The 18,892-nt window shown below is 68.1% G+C and carries 16 protein-coding genes; all 16 read right to left on the bottom strand.

Features of this window, described 5'->3' with window-relative positions; genetic code table 11:
- Nucleotides 1-1,923, bottom strand: a 1,923-nt coding sequence (locus ABGA94_RS07155) for a methyl-accepting chemotaxis protein (RefSeq protein WP_375366839.1), incomplete at its 3' end; no start/stop codon positions are given.
- A gap of 371 nt (nucleotides 1,924-2,294) precedes the next feature.
- Entirely contained in the window at nucleotides 2,295-4,283 is a 1,989-nt protein-coding gene (locus ABGA94_RS07150; RefSeq protein WP_375366837.1) for a chemotaxis protein CheA, read from the bottom strand.
- A 45-nt stretch (nucleotides 4,284-4,328) separates the two neighbouring features.
- Nucleotides 4,329-4,694, bottom strand: a complete 366-nt coding sequence (locus ABGA94_RS07145; RefSeq protein WP_005409521.1) for a response regulator — start codon at nucleotides 4,692-4,694, stop codon at nucleotides 4,329-4,331.
- Nucleotides 4,691-4,999: a lipid asymmetry maintenance protein MlaB gene (locus ABGA94_RS07140; protein WP_065184917.1), complete on the bottom strand. Its 309-nt coding sequence runs from the start codon at nucleotides 4,997-4,999 to the stop codon at nucleotides 4,691-4,693. Before ABGA94_RS07140 ends, ABGA94_RS07145 begins: the two co-directional genes overlap by 4 nt.
- Nucleotides 5,000-5,288: 289 nt before the next feature.
- Nucleotides 5,289-6,548, bottom strand: a complete 1,260-nt coding sequence (locus tag ABGA94_RS07135; protein WP_375366833.1) for a chemotaxis protein CheW — start codon at nucleotides 6,546-6,548, stop codon at nucleotides 5,289-5,291.
- Nucleotides 6,545-7,327 (bottom strand): ParA family protein, encoded by a 783-nt coding sequence (locus ABGA94_RS07130; RefSeq protein ID WP_138951063.1) that lies wholly within the window; start codon nucleotides 7,325-7,327, stop codon nucleotides 6,545-6,547. Before ABGA94_RS07130 ends, ABGA94_RS07135 begins: the two co-directional genes overlap by 4 nt.
- 4 nt (nucleotides 7,328-7,331) lie before the next feature.
- Entirely contained in the window at nucleotides 7,332-8,348 is a 1,017-nt protein-coding gene (gene motD, locus ABGA94_RS07125) for a flagellar motor protein MotD (RefSeq protein WP_375366831.1), read from the bottom strand.
- Nucleotide 8,349: 1 nt separating this feature from the next.
- Nucleotides 8,350-9,090, bottom strand: a complete 741-nt coding sequence (locus tag ABGA94_RS07120; RefSeq protein WP_049413360.1) for a flagellar motor protein — start codon at nucleotides 9,088-9,090, stop codon at nucleotides 8,350-8,352.
- Between the two features lie 90 nt (nucleotides 9,091-9,180).
- A complete protein-coding gene (locus ABGA94_RS07115; RefSeq protein ID WP_005416421.1) occupies nucleotides 9,181-11,040 on the bottom strand; it encodes a chemotaxis protein CheA in 1,860 nt (619 codons plus the stop codon).
- Nucleotides 11,041-11,042: 2 nt separating this feature from the next.
- Nucleotides 11,043-11,648, bottom strand: a complete 606-nt coding sequence (locus ABGA94_RS07110) for a protein phosphatase CheZ (RefSeq protein WP_005416422.1) — start codon at nucleotides 11,646-11,648, stop codon at nucleotides 11,043-11,045.
- The gene (gene cheY, locus ABGA94_RS07105) at nucleotides 11,648-12,040 is read right to left on the bottom strand and encodes a chemotaxis response regulator CheY (RefSeq protein WP_005413247.1); all 393 of its coding nucleotides are present in this window, start codon (nucleotides 12,038-12,040) and stop codon (nucleotides 11,648-11,650) included. The genes ABGA94_RS07110 and cheY overlap by 1 nt, the downstream gene beginning before the upstream one ends.
- A gap of 57 nt (nucleotides 12,041-12,097) precedes the next feature.
- The gene (locus ABGA94_RS07100) at nucleotides 12,098-12,841 is read right to left on the bottom strand and encodes an RNA polymerase sigma factor FliA (protein ID WP_053498623.1); all 744 of its coding nucleotides are present in this window, start codon (nucleotides 12,839-12,841) and stop codon (nucleotides 12,098-12,100) included.
- Nucleotides 12,838-13,725: a P-loop NTPase gene (locus ABGA94_RS07095; RefSeq protein ID WP_005416424.1), complete on the bottom strand. Its 888-nt coding sequence runs from the start codon at nucleotides 13,723-13,725 to the stop codon at nucleotides 12,838-12,840. Before ABGA94_RS07095 ends, ABGA94_RS07100 begins: the two co-directional genes overlap by 4 nt.
- A complete protein-coding gene (gene flhF / locus ABGA94_RS07090; protein ID WP_262221216.1) occupies nucleotides 13,712-15,334 on the bottom strand; it encodes a flagellar biosynthesis protein FlhF in 1,623 nt (540 codons plus the stop codon). The genes ABGA94_RS07095 and flhF overlap by 14 nt, the downstream gene beginning before the upstream one ends.
- Nucleotides 15,335-15,480: 146 nt before the next feature.
- Nucleotides 15,481-17,589 (bottom strand): flagellar biosynthesis protein FlhA, encoded by a 2,109-nt coding sequence (gene flhA, locus ABGA94_RS07085; protein WP_095377978.1) that lies wholly within the window; start codon nucleotides 17,587-17,589, stop codon nucleotides 15,481-15,483.
- Nucleotides 17,586-18,716, bottom strand: coding sequence for a flagellar biosynthesis protein FlhB (gene flhB / locus ABGA94_RS07080; RefSeq protein WP_005416428.1), 1,131 nt, complete (start codon nucleotides 18,714-18,716; stop codon nucleotides 17,586-17,588). Before flhB ends, flhA begins: the two co-directional genes overlap by 4 nt.
- Nucleotides 18,717-18,892: the final 176 nt, after the last annotated feature.

Here is an 18,892-nt window from a genome sequence, read left to right as displayed (position 1 = left end):
CGAGGCGGCGGAGATCTCGGCCATGATGTCGGTCACACGCTGCACCGAGGCGACGATCTCGCCCATGGTGCTGCCGGCCTGGTGGACCAGGCTGGAGCCCTCGGCGACCTTGCCGACGGAGTCGTCGATCAAGCCCTTGATTTCCTTGGCGGCAGCGGCCGAGCGCTGGGCGAGGGTGCGTACTTCGCTGGCGACCACGGCGAAGCCACGGCCCTGTTCACCGGCACGCGCGGCTTCCACGGCGGCATTCAGTGCCAGGATATTGGTCTGGAACGCGATGCCGTCGATGACGCTGATGATCTCGGCGATCTTCTTCGACGAGGCTTCGATGGCCGACATGGTGGTGACCACCTGGCCGACCACTTCGCCACCTTGCGAGGCGACGCCATGCGCGCCGATGGCGAGCTGGTTGGCCTGGCGGGCGTGCTCGGCGTTCTGGCGCACGGTGGAGGTCAGTTCCTCCATCGAGGCCGCGGTTTCCTCCAGGTTGGCGGCCTGCTGCTCGGTCCGGCGCGACAGGTCGCTGTTGCCCGAGGCGATCTCGCCGGCGGCCAGGGTGATGCTGGAAGCGCTGGCCTGGATCTGGCCGACGATCTGGGTCAGCTGCGCGACCGTGGTGTTGGCATCATCCCGCATGCGGGCGAACACGCCATTGAACTGGCCTTCCATCCGCGCGGTCAGGTCGCCGGTGGCGATCGACTGCAGCAGCTGCGAGAGCTGGCCCAGGTTGCCGTCAGCCACCTGCATCATGGTGTTGAGGTGCTCGATCATCACCTTGAAGTCGTGCTGGAACCGCTGTGCGTCGCCGCGCTGGCTGAAGTCACCGGCGGCGGCCGCCGCAGCCAGGTGCTGGATCTGCGAATTGATGGCCAGCAGGCTGGCCTTGGCCGCGTCCATGGATTCGTGCAGGATCGCGCGGCTGCCGGGCAGGCGGCGTGCGTCCGGGCTCAGGTTGCCGATGGCGTACTGGTTGAGTACTTCAATGGCATCGACGATCGCATCGAGGTGCTCGAAGATCACCGTGTTGATGCCGTTGGCCAGCTGGCCGTAGACACCCGGGAAATCTTCCGGGATGCGATGGCTGATGTCCGGGCCAGCGTGCATCTGTGCCATCAGCTGTGTCTGCTCGCTGAAGCGTCGCAGCATCGCCGTCATCTCGGCGGTGGCAGCGAGCATCCTGCCGGCTTCATCGTTGCTGGTGGCCTGGGTGCTGACGCTGAGATCACCGCGGGCAACGGCCTGGATGGCATGCACGGCCTTGCCGAGTGGGCCGGTCACTGCACGCGAGATGACGATGGCCAGCGCGGCAGCGACCAGCGACAGCAGCACGATGCAGCCGATGATGGCAATCATGCTGGTGCGGTGGGTGGCGTTGGCGTCGGCAATCTTGCCGTCCATCTGGCCGGCGATGTGGGTTCCCAGTGCCTTCATTGCAGCGAAGAGGTCGCGACGCGCCGGGCGCGACTGCTCGTCGGAGATCTGCTGGGCCTGTGCGCCATCACCGGCGGCCACGGCGTCGCGCATCGCCTTGTTTGCGGCGAAGTAGCGGTCCAGCTGCGCACTGGCCGCGCGATACAGTTCACGCTCCTTGTCCAGCGCCGGCAGCGCCGCGTACGCCGCCAACTCGTCATGCACGGCCTTGGCGGTGTCGTCCATGCGCTTGTTGTAGTCGGCGACCTTGTCCGGCTGGTCGAGCATGCTCAGCTGGGCCAGTTCGTAGGTGCGGAACTCGCCCAGCTGCGAGCGTGCCTCGCCCAGATGCTGGACCGAGGGGATATCGTTGCCAGCCATGTCGCGCAACTGCGCGTTGGCCTCGCTCAGGCGCACCAGTGCGAAGGCGCCGAGGATCAGGGTCATCAAGGTGGTGAGGGTGAACCCCACGGCCAGCTTGCGGGCGATGGGCAGATCTTGGAACCACTTCATGCAGGGTGCTCCAGGTGGGCAGAGTGCCGGCGTCTGTGCGCCGGTTTGGGGGTGGTTGCAGAGCGAACGGGGGTGCCCGGTGGGGTTCGGTGACGACCGTCAAAGCGAAATAACGGCGCCGTCCGCGCGGACTTTATGGACGCAGATCACATTCGGTTGCGTAGGGATGACGGCGCGAAAGTGCTGGTCTGGCGGGGCTTGCGCTCGGATGACGTGGTTGCGCGCGAAACCATCGCCTCGACGGAGTTCACAGAAGGGATGGGGTCAGATCCCTTTTCCCTGAAAAGGGATCTGACCCCGGCTGGAATGGAGCACACAAACAAAACCGCCGCCCCGAAGGGCGGCGGTCCATGACCCGCATGCGGCGTGGATCAGGCGGCCTGCGGCATCCGCAGCGAGCGCACCAGTCCGCCGATGTCGACGATCAACGCGACGCGGCCGTCGCCAAGGATGGTGGCACCGGACACCCCGCCGATACGGCGGTAGTTGTTCTCGATGTTCTTCACCACCACCTGCTGCTGGCCGACCAGTTCGTCCACTTCCAGCGCGATTTTCTGGCCATCGCCTTCCACCACCACCACCAGCGATTCGCTGCCCGGTGCGCGGTTGCCGTAGCCGTAGTACTCGCTCAACGACAGGATCGGCAGGTACTCGCCGCGCACGCGCAGCACGCGGCCTTCGCCGGCCATGCTGCGGATATCCTCGGGCTGCGGCTGCAACGCCTCAAGCACGTAGGCAAGCGGCAGGATCAGGGTTTCGCCGGCCACGGCCACCGTCATGCCATCGAGGATGGCCAGGGTCAGCGGCAGGCGGATCAGCGTGCGGGTGCCGATACCGAGGCTGCTTTCGATCTGCACCTCGCCGCCCAGTGCCTGGATGTTACGGCGGACCACGTCCATGCCGACGCCACGCCCGGACAGGTCGGTGACCGCATCGGCCGTGGAGAAGCCGGGTTGGAAGATCAGGTCCCAGACCTGCGAATCGGTCGGGTTGTCCGGCACGGCCAGGCCGCGTTCGTGAGCCTTGGCCAGGATCTTGGCGCGGTCCAGGCCGCGACCGTCGTCGCTGACTTCGATGACGATATGGCCGCCCTGATGCGAAGCTGCCAGCGTGATCGTGCCGGTCTCGTCCTTGCCCGCACCGCGGCGGACGTCGGGCATTTCCAGGCCGTGGTCGATCGAGTTGCGCACCAGGTGCACCAGCGGATCGGCGATCTTTTCGATCAGACCCTTGTCCAGTTCGGTGCCTTCGCCGACGGTGCGCAGGCGCACCTGCTTGCCGAGGCGGCTGGACAGGTCACGAACCAGGCGCGGGAAGCGGCGGAACACCGCATCGACGGGTAGCATGCGCACGCCGATCACCGCTTCCTGCAGGTCGCGGGTGTTGCGTTCAAGCTGGTCCAGGCCAGCGAACAGGCTCTCGGCGTGGACCGGGTCCAGTGCGTGCGAGACCTGCTTGAGCATGGCCTGGGTGATGACCAGTTCGCCAACCAGGTTGATCAGCGCATCGACCTTGTCGACGCTGACGCGGATCGAGGTTTCCGCTTCCTGGCTGGCACCACCGTTGGCAGCAGGCGTGGCAGGTGCAGACGGGGCCGCTGCGACCGGAGCGGGAGCCGCTGCGGCCGGCGCCTGGGTGGCCAGGCTCGGCGGCGCGGCGGGACGGATGTCCAGCTCGCAATCGTCCAGCACCCAGGCGAAGGTGTCTTCGATCTTGCTGCGCGGCACCTTGCCAACCAGGCCCAGGTCCCACGCAAGATGCGCTTCGAGCGGATCAAGCTGGGCGAAGCCCGGCAGGCGCTCCATGCGCGCGGCGACCTGCAGCGAACCGAGGTGTTCCAGTTCGCGGATGATGCGAAGCGGATCGTTGCCGCTCATGAACAGCGACGGCGCCGGAGTGAAACCGATCTGCCAGGCTTCCGGCGTATCGTCCACCTTGGCTGCGACGGCCGACGGGGCGCTCGCTGCGGCCTGGCCGGAAAGAACCGCTTCCAGGCGCGCCTTCACCGCAGCGACTGCAGCCGGATCGGCAGCCTGGCCGTGTTCGGCTTCGCGCAGCAGGGCGCGCAGCACGTCCACCGAGGACAGCATGGCGTCGACGGCGTGGCCTTCCAGGGCCCGCTTGCCGGCGCGCAGCTCATCGAGCAGCGTTTCCAGCACGTGGGTCAGGCCGGCGATCGCGTCGAAGCCGAAGGTGCCGGCGCCGCCCTTGATCGAGTGGGCGGCGCGGAATACCGAATTGATGATCTCCGCGTCCTGCTGCCCCGATTCCAGGGCCAGCAGGCCAGCCTCCATCGCATCGAGGCCTTCGCGGCTCTCCTCGAAGAAGGTGGCGTGGAAGCGTTGCAGGTCCATGCTCATGGCAGTGGTGATCCGGAAGCGAAGAGGGGGAGCGGCGCCGGGCGATCAGCCCAGCACTTTCTGCACGGTGGCGACCAGCTGTTCGGGATTGAACGGCTTGACCAGCCAGCCGGTGGCACCGGCGGCCTTGCCTTCGGACTTCTTGTCGGCGGCCGATTCGGTGGTCAGCATCAGCAGCGGGGTGAACTTGTAGTCCGGCAGCTGGCGCAGTTCGCGGATCAGCGCGATGCCGTCCATGTTCGGCATGTTGACGTCGGTCACCACCGCATTGAAGCGCTGGCCCTTGGCACGACCGAGCGCGACCGCGCCGTCTTCAGCTTCTTCGACGGCAAAACCGGCCGAGGTGAGGGCGAAGGACACCATCTGGCGCATCGACGCCGAATCGTCCACCACCAAGATACGTGCGCTCATGCAGCGTTCTCCACAGATTTCAGGTTGTCATGGGTTACGTCCAGGCCCAGGGCCTGGGTGACGCCCAGCAGGCGCGCGGCGTCACTGAAGGTTGCAGTGCAACCGTGGAAGCCGGTGCCCAGGCCTGCCTCGCGGCGGGCCTGCACGAACGCACACAGCACCTGCACGGCGGCCGTGTGGATGCGGGCGACCTGGCTGGCATCCAGGGTCAGCTCGCCAGCCTGGTCCACGAGGGGGGCGAGGCGGTTCTTGAGCTCGGTAGTGCTCTCGATGCCGAGATCCCCACCCAGTTCGACAGTGCTCATCGTTGCTCCGGACAAACGGTTCCGTGATCCATAACGGCACCCCGGTGGGGTTCTTTAGAAGAATCGACGCGGTACGTCGATGCGGTCGCTGCTTAAAAGGGGACGGAGGGAATTAAGTCGCAATCGACCTGGCTCTACTGCAGCTCCCTCGGCAACGGCGACCGCGCAGTGGGGACGTAAGGTGTTGATCCAACGGATCAACTCCTTGCGTCCCCGACAGGCACCCCTTCGGCGCAAAGCGCCGGGTCAGTTGCGACTTAATCCCCTCCGTCCCCTTTTTCTTGGCGGCTCAGCTCAACAGCCGGGTGGCGTCGAGCAGGATCATCGGCCGCTGGCTGACCCGGGCCACGCCGCGGAACAGGTCGTTTGAGATCTGGCAGATGCGCGCGGTATCGGGCGGTTCGATCTGCGAATCGGTGAGGTTGGCGACATCTTCGACCGCTGACACGCGCAGGCCGATGGTTTCGCCGTCCTCTTCCAGGACCACGATGCGGGTCTGTGCGTCGTCTTCGGCGGCCGCGGCGCCAAGGTGCAGGCCCAGATCCATCACCGGTACCACCTGGCCGCGCAGGTTCATGATGCCGAGCATGGCCGCTGCAGTGCCACGCAGTGGCAGCAGCGGCACCGGCAGCACCACTTCCTGCACCTTCAGCAGTTCCAGCGCATAGGCCTGGGTGCCGCAGCGAAGGCGCAGCCAGCGCGAAGTGCGTTCGCCGGCGCGTCGGTTCTGCGGATGCGGGCTGCGGGCCGGTTGGTGGGCCTGCGCCTGCAGCTCCTGCCAGGTGCCGGGACGGTTGCCTGCCGGGGCATCGACGGCGGCGCGCGGCGGCGGAGTGGCGGTGCGCGCGGCCGGGGCCGGGGCTGCAGGTGCAACCGTCGGGGCCACCGGAGCTGCGACCACGGCGGGCGGTGGCGCGGCTACGTCTTCGCCACCGGCGGCCGCTTCGAACGCGGCCTGCAGGCCGGGGCTGTCGGTGTGGGCGAGGCGATGGCTGTCGGCCGGATCGGTCTCGTAGATCACCTCGTCCGGCAGGTCGTCCCAGGTAGGTTCCGGACCGGCGTTTGCAACGACGGCGGGTGCCGGCGCGGTTTCGTGGATGACTTCCTCAGGCAGGTCATCCCAGGTCGGCTCGCGTTCGGAAACCGCTTCTCCCGCCGAACCCTGCCCAGCGCTACCGGAAGCGGCAGCGCTCTCGAAGGCCGCTTCCAGTGCTGCGTCGTCCCGGCTTTGCGCGGCGGCGACGGATTCTGTTTCGTAGATCACCTCGGCGGGCAGGTCATCCCAGGTGGGTTCGCGCGTGGGTGGTGCGGCGCTCTCGAAGGCGGCTTCCAGCGCAGCGCTGTCCCCGCTCGGCGTGGCGGCGATGGTTTCGGTTTCGTAGATCACTTCGGCCGGCAGGTCGTCCCAGGTCGGTTCGCGTTCGGCGACTGCTTCGATCGCCGGGCCTGGCCCGGCGCCTGCGGGCGGCGGCACGGCAGGCGGCGGCGCGACCATCGCTTCGCCCAGCAGTTCGTCCAGGTAATCGTCGAGGATGCCGGTGCTGTTCATGCGGCCTGCTCCAGGGCGCGGGCATCCTCGCCGAGGATCCAGTTCAAGGCGCGCCGGTAGGCGGCCAGGCCACGGCCCGGGTAGTCCTCGCCGGCGCTCGGCAGGGTCAGCCCGGCGGCGTTGCTGATGCGGGTATCGATCGGAATGGCGTCTTCCCACACGCGGCTGCCATGGCGGTCCTGCATGGTGCGCAGCGACTCGTTGCCGGCGCGGGTGCGTCGGTCGAACAGGGTCGGCAGGATCGAGATCGGCAGCGGGCGGCGGCGCGAACGCTCGACCATCTCGCCGGTGCGGACCATGCCATCCAGGCCGTGCAGGGCCAGGGGCTCGGCCTGGGTCGGGATGATCAGGCGATCGGCGGCAGCCAGTGCGTTGATCATCAGCAGGCCGAGGGTGGGTGCGCAGTCCAGCAGGATGTAGTCGTGCTGGCCCTGATGGCGCGCCAGCGCGTTCTGCAGGGCCAGGCCGAGGCCGGGCTGGTTGGCGCTGCGGCGTTCCAGCGTGGCCAGCGCCGACTGTGCGCAGACGTAGTCCAGGCCATGGATATTGCTGGCATGGCACAGGCCGGACAGGTCCGCTGGCGGTGTGCCGAACAGTTCCAGCACGCCGGCCGGCGGCGGGTCCACCGGCACGCCGAAGGCGCGGCTGAGCGAGGCATGCGGATCGAGGTCGATCAGCAGCACGCGATGGCCGAGCGCGGCCAGGCCGCGGCCGAGGGCGAGGGTGGTGGTGGTCTTGCCGACTCCGCCCTTCTGGTTGGCGACTGCCCAGATGCGCATCGGATTACTCCTTCATTGCCGGGGGAACGGCGGCGCCGACGCGGCTGCCAGCCGGCACCGGCGGCAACTTCACCGGTGCGATGGGGGAGGTGGGGGCGCTGGCTGGAGTTGCGGCGGCCTGTTCGGTGACGGTGCTGTCGGTGGCGCCGGTGGCTGCGTTCAGGCGCTGGCCGAGCGGATCCACCGAGTGCGACGTGTCGGCCAGGATGATGACCATCACCCGGCGGTTGCGGTTGCGGCCCTGCGCGCTGTCGTTGTCTTCGCGCGGGCGGAACTGGCCATAGCCGACCATCGCCAGCCGCGACGGCTGCACGCCCTGGTCGGCGAACAGGTGCACTACGCTGGCTGCGCGCCCGGCCGACAGTTCCCAGTTCGACGGGAAAGTGGCGGTGGCGATCGGCACGTTGTCGGTGTGGCCTTCCACGCGCACGCTGTTGGGCACGTCGCGCAGCACCTCGGCCAGGCTGGCCAGGGTCTGCCGCGCATGCACGTCCAGCGCGGCCGAGCCGGTGGGGAACAGGATGTCGCTGTTGATCTCGACTTCGATCCACAGTTCGGTGCGGCGCACGCTGATCATGCCGCGGTCGATCAGCGGCGCCAGTGCGGCGGTGAGGCGATCGGCAATCGTGTTGAGCTGGCGCTCGGCACGGGCGATCTGCTCCTGGTTGTGCACCGACACCGGCATGCGCATCTGCGAGGCCATCGACGGCAGCAGGGTCGGGTCGTGCGAGGGCGCCGGCGCGGAGGGACCGATCTTGGTGCCGGACTTGATCACCGAGGGGCTGTCCCAGCCGCCGCCCTGCACCTGCTTGTTGCCCACCTGCACCGGGTTGATGGTGCGCGGTGCGCCACCGAAGGCATCGGTCAGCGCGTCGGCCATGATCCGGTACTTGCCCTCGTTCACCGAGGAGATCGCGTACATGACCACGAAGAAGGCGAGCAGCAGCGTCATCAGGTCGGCATAGGGGATCGCCCATGCTTCGTGGTTGGCGTGCTCTTCGTGGTGCTTGCGGCGGGCCATGTCAGTGCAGGAAGCCGGAGAGGTTGGTTTCGATGTTGCGCGGGTTCTCGCCCTGGGCGATCGAGATCAGGCCTTCGATGACCATCTCGCGGTCGCGCGTGTTGTGCGAGATCACACTCTTGAGCTTGGCGGCGATCGGCAGGAACAGCAGGTTGGCCGAAGCGATGCCGTAGATGGTGGCGGTGAACGCGGCGGCGATGCCGTGGCCGAGCTTGCTCGGGTCGGCCAGGTTCTTCATCACCGCGATCAGGCCCAGCACGGCACCGATGATGCCGAGCGTCGGTGCATAGATTCCCATCGCCTCGAACACCTTGGCGCCGGCCTGGTCCTGGTGCTCCTGGCTGCCCAGTTCGATTTCCAGCATGTGCCGCATGGATTCGGGCTCGACGCCGTCCACCAGTAGCTGCAGGCCCTTGCGCAGGAACGGGTCCTGCTGTGCTTCCACCTGCGATTCCAGGCCCAGCAGGCCCTGGCGGCGGGCGATGTTGCTCCACTCGACGATCTGCTGGATCAGCTCGCGGCGGTCGCTGTGCGGTGGACGCACGACCCAGCGCACGATGCTGAACGCGTGCTTGAACACCGCCGGCGAGGTGTGCAGCAGGATCGCGGCTACGGTGCCGACGATGACGATCACAAACGCCGCAGGCGACCACAGCGACGCCAGGCCGGCGCCCTTGAGGATGCTGCCGCCGACCAGCGAGGCCAGGGCGAGAAAGAGTCCAATGAGGCTGAGTCTATCCATGGATCCGGTATCGGCTTGTATGAATGGGACTTGAGACACCGGTACAGGCTACTGGTGCGACTTCACGGTTTTACGGGTTCAGCAAGCGGGTCAGTCGTGCGGGCTGCGCAGGCCGTCCACATCCAGGATCAGCGCCATGCGACCATCGCCGATCAGGGTTGCACCGGCGTAACCGCGCAGGCCGCGCAGGGCTTTCGGCAGTGGCTTGATGACCACTTCCTCGCGCCCACGGACCTGGTCCACGACCAGGCCGAAGCGCGCTTCGCCGGCCTGCAGCACCACGATGGTCAGCAGGGTCGACGCGGCGGGCGTCACATCCAGCCACTGGCGCAGATCGACCAGTGGCAGCGTGTGCGAACGGCGGTCGAGCACGGCGCGGCCATCGAACCAGCCCAGCGAGGTGCGCGGTGCGTGCAGCACTTCCATCACGCGCGCCAGCGGCAGCGCATAGACGTCTTCGCCGGCCTGCACCAGCAGGGTCGGCAGGATCGCCAGGGTGAGCGGCACGCGGATCAGGAAGCGGCTGCCGCGGCCCAGCTCCGACTGGATCTGGATCTGGCCACTCAGTTCGCGGATGCGCGACTGCACCACGTCCATGCCAACGCCGCGGCCGGAGATATCCGTGACCTGCTGCTTGGTCGAGAAGCCGGGCAGGAACACCAGGTGCAGGCACTCCTCGCTGCTCAGGCGGGCGGCGGCCTCCGGATCGATCAGGCCCTTCTCGCGTGCCTTCGCGCGCAGCTTCTCCGGATCGATGCCGGCACCGTCGTCCTGCACTTCAATGCTGACGTAGTCGCCTTCCTGCTGGGCCGACAGGCGTACATGGCCCATCCGCGGCTTGCCCTGTGCTTCGCGCAGATCGGGCATTTCCACGCCATGGTCGATGGCGTTGCGGACCAGGTGCACCAGCGGGTCGGCCAGCGCTTCGACCAGGTTGCGGTCGAGCTCGGTCTCGGCACCGATCAGCTCCAGGTCCACTTCCTTCTTCAGCGAGCGGGCAACGTCTCGGGCGACCTTGGGGAAGCGCGAGAAGACCTTGCCCACCGGCTGCATGCGGGTACGCATCACCGCCGACTGCAGGCGCGCGGTGGCGATGTCCAGGGTGGACACGGCGCGGTCCAGTTCCTCGTCGCGCAGGCGCGCACGCAGGGTCTTGAGCCGGTTGCGTGACAGCACCAGTTCGCCGATCAGATTGACAATCGCGTCCAGGCGCTTGGTGTCCACGCGCACGGTATGTTCGGCCTCGGCCAGCGGCTTGGCGGCCGGCTTGGTCGCCGCTGCAGGTGCCGGTGCGGCCGGTGCGGCCAGTGGGCGTGGTGCCGCGATCGGTGCGGGCGCTGCCGCAGCGATGGGCTTGGCGCCGGGTGCGGCGCCACCGTGCAGCTGGTCGAGCAGGGCTTCGAACTCGTCTTCGCTGATCAGGCCGTCGTCGGCCTTCCTTGCCGGCGCCACCGCAGTCGGTGCGTTGCCGCCGTGCAGCTGGTCGAGCAGGGCCTCGAACTCGTCGTCGGTGATCAGGTCGCTGCCACCCGCAGCGGGAGCTGCTGCGGCGGCGGGTGCAGCCACGGCACCGCCATGCATGTCGAACTGGGCAATCAGCTCCGGCGGCGCATAGCCCGGCTCGGTGCCGGAGGAAACTGCATCCAGCATCGCTTGCAGGTAGTCCAGCGATTGCTGGGCGGCATCGAAGTGATGGGCCTGCAGCACGGCCTGGCCCGCGCGCGCGATGCCCAGCGCTTCTTCGGCGGCGTGGCACAACTCGACCATGGCGGTGACGCCGAGGAAGCCGGCGCCGCCCTTGAGCGTGTGGTAGCCCCGGAACACCGCGTTGAGTTGCTCGGTGTCCTGTGGTGCCTGCTCCAGCGACACCAGCTGTTCGCCCAGGCGATCCAGGATTTCCTGCGCCTCGATGATGAAATCGGCAGTGATGTCGTCGGATACCGCGCTCATGCTTACAGCCCCAGGTCCGACAGCAGGTCGTCGGCGTCGTTCTGCGAGACCGCGTGGCGGTCCAGTCCCTTCAGTGCCGGCCCGGCCAGTTCCGGATCGGTGCGATGCTGTTCCGGCGGCAGGCCGAGCGCGCCGAAGCCCTCATGCACACGGCGGACGATGCCGACCACGCGACGGATGATCTGCCCCGTCAGGTCCTGGTAGCTCTGGGTCAGGGCGATCTCGGTGAGGTTGTGGCGGATGCGCTCGAGCTGTGCATCCTGGCCCGGCTGCAGGCCTTCGGCGCGCAGCTGTTCGGTCAGGCTGCGGCATTCCTCGGCCAGGTCCAGGGTGCGGTGCGTCGCCTGTTCGGTCATCGCCACCACGTGGTCCAGGCGTGCGCAGGCATCGTCCAGTTCGCCGGCCTCGCTGGGCACGGTCGGCAGTTCACCCAGGGCCTGCCCGAGCTCGCGGGCCAGCCGCGAGAGGCCGCTCATCATCGGCTGCGTGCGCAGCGCGACCAGTCCGTCGATGCGTTGCCGCCAGGCGGTTTCGTCACCGGACTCCAGTGCGTCCAGTGCTTCCTGCAGGCGCAGGGCGAGGGCATTCCTGTCGACCGTGGTATCCATCAGGCACTGGCCGCCAGGCGTTCGAAGATCTTGCCGAGCTTCTCTTCCAGCGTCTGCGCGGTGAACGGCTTGATGATGTAGCCGTTCACGCCGTTCTGGGCCGCTTCGATGATCTGCTCGCGCTTGGCTTCGGCGGTGACCATCAGCACCGGCAGGGTCTTCAGCTTGGCGTCGGCACGAATCGCCTTGAGCAGCTCGATGCCGGTCATGACCGGCATGTTCCAGTCGGTGACCACGAAATCGAACGGCTGGCTCTGCAGCAGCGACAGCGCGGCATGCCCGTCCTCGGCTTCGGCGGTGTTGGTGAAGCCCAGATCGCCCAGCAGGTTCTTGACGATGCGACGCATGGTCGAGAAGTCGTCGACGATCAGGATGCGCATGTTCTTGTTCAAAGCAGAGTTCCTTTGTTGTTCATTCCGGGCGGCCGGGGGCAGCTGCCTCGGGGATGTTCATTCTTCGAGGCCGGCGTCGACGGCCTCGAATACCTTCAGCCGGCCGCGCAGGCGCAGCACGGCCTGGCCGTGGATCTGGCAGACCCGCGACTCGCTCACGCCGAGCACCGCGCCGATCTCCTTCAGGTTGAGTTCCTGCTCGTAGTAGAGCGAGAGCACCAGCTGTTCGCGCTCGGGCAGATGGCCGATGGCCTTGCCCAGCTCGCGGCCGAACTCGCTGCGCTCCAGCACCTGCTGCGGGGTCGGGCCACCCTGTGCGACCGTGTCCAGCTCGCCCTGGTCCTCAATGCGCGACTCCAGGCTCAGCACCTGGCCACGCGCGGCGTCTTCCATCAGGCGGAGGTATTCGGGCAGTGGCATCTCCATCGCGGCGGCCACTTCGGTGGCGCTGGCGGCGCGGCCGCTGCTCTGTTCCAGGCGGCGGATGGTGGCCGCAGCGTCGCGTGCACGGCGGTGCACCGAGCGCGGCACCCAGTCGCCACGGCGGATCTCGTCGATCATCGAGCCACGGATACGGATCGAGGCATAGGTCTCGAACGAGGCGCCCTGGTCGGCGTCGTAGCTGCGCGAAGCCTCGATCAGGCCCATCATGCCAGCCTGGATCAGGTCGTCGACTTCGACGCTGGCCGGCAGGCGCGCGGCCAGATGGTGGGCGATGCGCCGCACCAGGTCCGAGTGCTGGGCGATGACGTCGTTGGCCGCCGAGCGCTGGACTTCCCTGTACTGGGCCGCGCCCTTCATGCCGCTACCCCGCGCTGCTTGAGGATGCGTTCGAGGAAGAACTCGACGCCGCCGCGTGGTTCGGTCGGCGCCTGCCAGCGGGCCGTGCGGCGCGCGATCTCGGTGATCGCCAGTGCGGACGGGCTGGACGGGTAGGCCTTCACCACCGGCTGCTGGCGCTGCACCGACAGGCGCAGCCAGTCATCCTGCGGCACGCAGCCCAGGTAGTTCAGCGAAACATCGGCGAGGAACTTCTCGCAGACGCGGGTCAGCTTCTCGTACAGCACGCGGCCCTCATTGGGGTCGCGTACCATGTTGGCCACCACCTGGATGCGGTCCACGCCCCGTTCACGCGAGAGCACCTTGATCAGCGCGTAGGCGTCGGTGATTGAAGCCGGCTCGTCACAGACCACGACCACGGTGTCCTGCGCGGCCTGGCAGAAGGTCAGCACGCCGTCGGTGATGCCCGCGGCGGTGTCCACCACCATGATGTCCAGCTCGCGCTCCAGCTCGGAGAACACGTTGACCAGGCCGACGTGCTCGGCCGGGGCCAGCTCGGCCATGTGCCGGCGGCCGGACGCGGCCGGGACCACCAGCACGCCGTTCGGGCCTTCGACGATGACATCGTCCAGCGAGCAGCGGCCGGCCACCAGGTCGGCCAGCGTAAAGGTGGGGTTCAAGCCCAGGATCACGTCGATGTTGGCCAGGCCGAGGTCGGCGTCCAGCAGCAGCGTGCGCTTGCCCATGCCGGCCAGCGCCACGGCCAGGTTGGCCGACACGTTGGTCTTGCCCACGCCGCCCTTGCCGCCGGTCACGGCGATGGTGCGCACAGGGCCGAGCGGCTCGCTGCGGGTGGCCGACAGCGGGAAGGTCTTGGTCAGCTTGGCGTACTCACGCGACGGCATGGTTCAACTCCGGGTTGCAGGGCATATCGGCCGCTCGGCGCAAATCTTCAAGGCGAAGTACGAGATTGGCCGCACTTGCCCGGTGCAGGTCGTCCGGAACGTCCTGGCCATCGGTCACCCAGGTGATCGGCAGGGCATGGTCCACGGCCACCGACAGGGCGTTGCCGAAGCGGCCGGTTTCGTCCAGCTTGCTCAGCACCAGGCCCTGCAGGTTGGCGGCACCGAAGCGGCGGACCACCTCGTCCATGTCGCCGAAGCTGGTGTTGGCCGGCAGCACCAGCAGGGTGCGCACCTGGCGGGCGGCGCGCAGCCACTGCAGCTGGGCGGCCAGCGCGCGGTCGCGCGGGCCCAGCCCGGCGGTGTCGATCAGTACCAGCTTGTAGTCCTTCAGGCGTTCCAGCAGCTGGTCCAGGTCGGTGCCGCTGTTGGCCTCGTGGACGGCGATGCCGAGCTGCCTGCCATAGCCATACAGCTGCTCGCGGGCGCCGATGCGGGTGGTGTCGGTGGTGACCAGGGCGACGTCACGCGGCGCGTGCTTCTCGGCGAAGCGCGAGGCCAGCTTGGCGATGGTGGTGGTCTTGCCGGCGCCGGTCGGGCCTACCAGCGCGATCACGCCGCCTTCCTCCAGCGGGTCGACCGGGGCGATCGGCAGCTTGCGCGAGATCAGCCCCAGCATCAGGCCGCGGCCTCGGTGCGCCTCGGTCTCCAGCGGAATCTGCATGGCGACGTCGCGGGCCAGGCCAGCATCGAAGCCGTACTCGTCCATCAGATCCAGCGCGGTGGCGCGCACCGGGCAGCCGCGCAGGCGCTCGTCGGTGAAGCGGTTCATTTCGCGCTCGATCACCTGGCGCATGCCGGCCACTTCCTGGCGCAGCTGGCGGATCTCGGCGTCGTCCTGGGCGACCACGGTCAGGACCGGGGCTGGGGCGAGCGTCGGCGTCGGCGCGGTTTCGACGGTGGCATCGGCCAGCGCCGGTTCGCTTGCGGCGACCTCCGGCTGCGTTTCGGCCAGGGCTGCGGTCGGCAGCGGCGGCGGCTGCACGGCCGGGGCCGCGCTTTCGTAATGCGCCTCGTGCGGCGGGTCGATCTGGAAGCGGGCGCGGTTGGCCGGCGTGGCGCTGGCGGGTGCCGGTGCGACGATGGCTTCGGCGAACGGGGCGAAGATCTGGTCCGGCAGCGCCGGCTCATTGACGGCGGCGCGTGCCAGCGTGGCGGCGAAGCCGGTGCTGCCGCGGGTCGGCACGATCTCGTCGGCGCTGTCCAGGGTGCGGCCGGTAGCGCCCACTGCTGCACGGGCGAGGGCGGCCACCGCCGAGGTGGTGGCGGCAACCGGTTCCGGTGCCGGGGTGCTGCTGCGGCGGCGGGTGACGGCGGCGATCACCGCGTCGGCGGCGGTACGCGGCTTGGGTGCCGGCGGCGGTGCGACGTCACGGCGCGAGGCTTCCAGCGCACGCTGCACCGCGCTCTCGTCGTAGTTGGCGGCGGCGACGATCTCGATGCCTTCCTCGATCCGGCGGTTGGACAGGATCACGGCGTCAGGACCATGTTCCTTGCGCACCAGGTTCATGGCCGAGCGCATGTCGGCGGCGACGAATCGTTTGATTTTCATGCTGTGGTCACGGGGCGAAGACGGCGGGGTGGCGGTCGGGGAACTCGGGTGGTCGGTGGTCTGCACGGTGCGGGTTCCCCTTGGTGTCTGTCAGTTGCGTTGGTTCGAAAGTGGTGTCTGTTTTCTGGCGCATCGGCGGGCAGGCGTCAGCTGATCGTTCCGACCAGCTTCAGGCGCTTGTCCTCCGGCACCTCGCTGTAGGCCAGGACCGACAGCGACGGAACGCTGTGGCGGACCAGGCGGGCCAGCGCGGCGCGCACCGGGCCAGGTACCAGCACGACCGCGGGCTCGTTGCGGGCTTCCTGCTTGCTGACACATTCGGCCAGGCTCTGGTGCAGTCGCTCAGCGAGTCCGGGTTCCAGCGCGGCGCCGTTGCCCTGCGTGGACTCCTGCAAGACACGTTCCAATTGCGGGTTGAGGGTGAACACCGGCAGCTCCGCCGACATTCCGGCGATCTCCTGCACGATGAAGCGGCCCAGTGCGGTGCGCACCGCGGCGGTCAGCACGGCCGGGTCCTGGCTGCTGGGCGCATGTTCGACCAGTGCCTCGGCGATCTTGCGCAGCTGGCGGATCGGAATGCGCTCGACCAGCAGGTTCTGCAGCACGCGCACCACCGCCGACAGCGGCAGCGCCTTCGGCGTCAGATCTTCGACGAGCTTGGGTGCGCTCTTGGCCAGGTTGGCCAGCAGGTGCTGCACTTCCTCATGGCCGAGCAGCTCGGGTGCGTGTTCGCGGATCAGGTGCGACAGATGGGTGGCGACCACGGTGGCCGGGTCGACCACCGTGTAGCCCAGCGTTTCGGCCTGGGCGCGCTGATGCGGCTGGATCCAGGTGGCATCCAGGCCGAACGCGGGATCCTTGCCGGCAATGCCCTCCAGTGCGCCGAGCGCGCTGCCCGGATCCAGGGCCAGCTCGCGGTCGGGGTGGATCTCGGCGGTGGCCACCGGCACGCCATGCACCAGCACGCGGTAGCCGTTGGCCGGCAGTTCCAGGTTGTCGCGGATGTGCACCGAGGGAATCAGGAAGCCGACATCCTGGGTCAGCTTGCGGCGCACGCCCTTGATGCGCGCCATCAGTTCGCCGCCCTGGTTGCTGTCCACCAGCGGAATCAGCCGATAGCCGACCTCCAGGCCCAGCGGATCGACCGGGCGCAGTTCGTCCCAGCTCAGTTCGGCGGTGGGGGCCGCGGCGGTCGGGCGGCCGAGCGCAGTGAGCGCGGCGGCATCGGTGCCACTGCCTGTCGCATCGGCAGCCGGTGCCTTGGTCTTGCGATACAGCTTCCAGGCGATGAAGCCAAGGATCGAGGCCAGCGTCAGGAAAGCGACGTTGGGCATGCCCGGCACCAGGCCCACCAGGCCGATGATGCCGGCGGTGATCGCCAGCGCCCGGTACTGGCCGAACACCTGCCCGGTCATGGCCTGGGCCATGTCCTGCGAGCGCGAGGCGCGGGTGACCAGCATCGCCACCGCGCTGGAGACCAGCAGCGCCGGCAGCTGTGCCACCAGGCCGTCACCGATCGACAGCAGGGTATAGGTGGCGGCGGCTTCGCCGAACGGCATGCCATGCTGCAGCACGCCCACGGCCAGGCCGCCGAGCATGTTGATGAACAGGATCAGGATGCCGGCGATGGCGTCGCCGCGGATGAACTTGCTGGCACCGTCCATCGCACCGTAGAAGTCGGCTTCCTCGCGGACTTCCTCGCGGCGCAGCTTGGCTTCTTCACGCGTCAGCAAACCGGCGTTGAGGTCGGCGTCGATCGCCATCTGCTTGCCGGGCATCGCGTCCAGGATGAAGCGCGCGGTCACTTCCGAGACGCGGCCGGCGCCCTTGGTGATGACCACGAAGTTGATGATGGTCAGGATCGCAAACACCACGATGCCGACCGCGTAGTTGCCGCCGATCACGAATTCACCGAAGGCGGCGATGACCTTGCCCGCGGCATCGTGCCCGTTCTGGCCATTGAGCAGGATCACGCGGGTGGAGGCCACGTTCAGCGCCAGCCGCAGCATGGTCGTGATCAACAGCACGATCGGGAAGATGGTGAAATCCAGCGGGCGCTTCACGTAGACCACCGCCAGCAGCACCATCAGCGAGATGGCGATGTTGAAGGTGAACAGCGCATCGAGGACAGGCGCGGCCAGTGGCACCACGACCATGGCCAGCAGGGCCAGCACGATCAGCGGCGCGCCAAGGCCCTGGCGGATCATTTCCAGGGCGCGGCGGGTGTTGAATCCGGTGGCGGGCTGGGCGCTCACGGGCGGCCTCCCTTGCCGAATTCATCCACCTGGATGTGCGGGGCGTCCGGCATCGGGCCAGTGCGCCAGGCGCGCAGCTGGTAGACGTAGGACAGGACCTGGGCGACGGCCGAATACAGTCTCACGGGAATTTCCTTTCCGAGTTGGCCTTCCCGATACAAGGCGCGTGCCAAAGGCGGGGCGGAGACGATCGCGACCTTGTTGCCGTCGGCCACTTCACGGATGCGCAGGGCGGTCTCGTCCACGCCCAGCGCGACCACGGTGGGGGCGTTCATGGCGCCGCCTTCGTACTTCAGGGCCACCGCGTAGTGGGTGGGGTTGACCACCACTACGTCGGCGGTGGGCACCGCTTCCATCATCCGGCGGTTGGCCATCTGCTGCTGCAGCTGGCGGATGCGGCCCTTCACCTCGGGGCTGCCTTCGCTTTCCTTCATTTCCCGGCGCAGCTCTTCACGGGTCATCTTCAGCTTGCGCATCCAGTTCCAGCGCTGGTATGGGGCATCGATGGCGGCCAGCACCAGCATGGCGCCGGCGGTCGCCAGCAGCAGGCGCAGGGTGAAGCCGAGGCCGTCGGTGATGGCGGTCTCCAGCGGGTGGTGGATCAGCCCGCGCAGGGTGTCAAAGCCGGTCCAGACCACCAGCCCGGCGGCCACACCTACGAAGGCCACGCGCAGCAGCGACTTGGTGAACTCGGCAATCGCCTCTGGGCCGTACAGGCGCTTGAGCCCGCTCATTGGGTTCATGCGGTTGATGTCAGGCAGCAACGCCTTCTGCGACCAGCGCAGGCCGCCCATCACCAGCGGGGCGACGAAGCTGGCCAGCAGGCAGACCAGCACCAGCGGTGCGATCACCAGCATGAACTGCAACAGCAGGTCGCCGAAGTGGCCGAACAGTTCCTTCGGGTTCTGCCGCAGGCTCTGTTCCGGGCTGAGCGCCTGCTTCATCCAGGCCGTGGCGCCACGGCCGATCGAGCCGCTCATGGCCATCACCGCCAGCACACCGGCGCCGAACACGGCGGCGGTGCCGAGTTCGCGCGAGCGCGGCAGGTTGCCCTGTTCACGGGCGTCGCGCAGGCGTTTTTCGGTCGGTTGTTCGGTCTTTTCGCCGGCGGATTCGTTCTCGGACATCACGGGCACTGCGGCTGGGGTTGCCCAGGTGCGTGCAAGAACTGTTCCACGCGTGGCGTGGTGCTGCCGACCGCCGGTGTTGTAGGGTCGAGCCCACGCTCGTCTGCGGTTGGGTCCAGGCGAGAAGCGCAGCCGAGCGTCGGCTCGGCTCTACAGGAACGTGTCGCAGGAACTGG

It is taken from the genome of Stenotrophomonas sp. 3diitr2024 (genome assembly GCF_042136455.1).
GTDB lineage: Bacteria > Pseudomonadota > Gammaproteobacteria > Xanthomonadales > Xanthomonadaceae > Stenotrophomonas > Stenotrophomonas sepilia.
The sequence above is the reverse complement of the archived record's forward strand: the minus strand, read 5'-3'. Positions and strand labels throughout refer to the sequence as shown.